Origin of the sequence: Kribbella sp. NPDC049584, from assembly GCF_040675555.1 — a bacterium.
Lineage (GTDB): Bacteria > Actinomycetota > Actinomycetes > Propionibacteriales > Kribbellaceae > Kribbella.
The window spans coordinates 1-1,538 of record NZ_JBFAPF010000024.1; the positions used below are offsets into that span (position 1 = coordinate 1).

The window sequence follows — 1,538 nt, forward strand, 5'->3', positions numbered from 1 at the left end:
AAGGGGGTTGTGTGTGTGACAAGCCCTCGGCCTATTAGTACCAGTCAGCTCCACACCTTGCGGCGCTTCCACTTCTGGCCTATCAACCCAGTGGTCTACTGGGGGCCTTACCCGGTTAACCCGGTGGGAGACCTCATCTTGAAGCGTGCTTCCCGCTTAGATGCTTTCAGCGGTTATCACTCCCGAACGTAGCCAACCAGCCGTGCTCCTGGCGGAACAACTGGCACACCAGAGGTTCGTCCACCCCGGTCCTCTCGTACTAGGGGCAGCCCTTCTCAAGTCTCCTGCGCGCGCAGCGGATAGGGACCGAACTGTCTCACGACGTTCTAAACCCAGCTCGCGTGCCGCTTTAATGGGCGAACAGCCCAACCCTTGGGACCTACTCCAGCCCCAGGATGCGACGAGCCGACATCGAGGTGCCAAACCATCCCGTCGATATGGACTCTTGGGGAAGATCAGCCTGTTATCCCCGGGGTACCTTTTATCCGTTGAGCGACGGTGCTCCCACATGCCACCGCCGGATCACTAGTTCCGACTTTCGTCCCTGCTCGACATGTCTGTCTCACAGTCAAGCTCCCTTGTGCACTTACACTCGACACCTGATTGCCAACCAGGCTGAGGGAACCTTTGAGCGCCTCCGTTACCTTTTAGGAGGCGACCGCCCCAGTCAAACTACCCACCAGGCACTGTCCCTGATCCGGATAACGGACCAAAGTTAGACAGCCAGAACAATCAGAGTGGTATTTCAACGATGACTCCACCCGAACTGGCGTCCGAGCTTCACAGTCTCCCACCTATCCTACACAAATTGTACCGACCACCAATACCAAGTTGTAGTAAAGGTCCCGGGGTCTTTCCGTCCTGCTGCGCGTAACGAGCATCTTTACTCGTAATGCAATTTCGCCGAGTCCACGGTTGAGACAGCGCCCAAGTCGTTACGCCATTCGTGCAGGTCGGAACTTACCCGACAAGGAATTTCGCTACCTTAGGATGGTTATAGTTACCACCGCCGTTTACTGGCGCTTAAGTTCAAAGCTTCGCCGGCCGAAACCAGCTAACCTGTCCCCTTAACGTTCCAGCACCGGGCAGGCGTCAGTCCGTATACATCGAATTACTTCTTCGCACGGACCTGTGTTTTTAGTAAACAGTCGCTTGGGCCTGGTCTCTGCGACCATCACCGCTACCACCAGCAAGTGGTGTCACGGATCCGGTCCCCCTTCTCCCGAAGTTACGGGGGCATTTTGCCGAGTTCCTTAACCATGGTTCACTCGATCGCCTTGGTATTCTCTACCTGATCACCTGTGTCGGTTTGGGGTACGGGCGGCTCTAACACTCACTGCGAAGTTTTTCTCGGCAGCATGGGATCATCCACTTCCCCTGAACGGGTCCGCCTCGGCTCTCAGGCTATATGAGACACGGATTTGCCTATGCCTCGCCCTACCACCTTGCCCGCGGATCAGCTTGCGCCTACCATCGCCGCGGTTGGACTACCCTCCTGCGTCACTCCTCAATGCACCTACTACCACCTCGGGTCACCA

Annotated in this window: 1 rRNA gene; it reads right to left on the bottom strand. The window is 56.6% G+C overall.

The annotated features are described in order from the left end of the window. Positions 1-14: 14 nt before the first annotated feature. A 23S ribosomal RNA gene (locus tag AB0J62_RS40450) occupies positions 15-1,538 on the bottom strand; the annotation flags it as partial.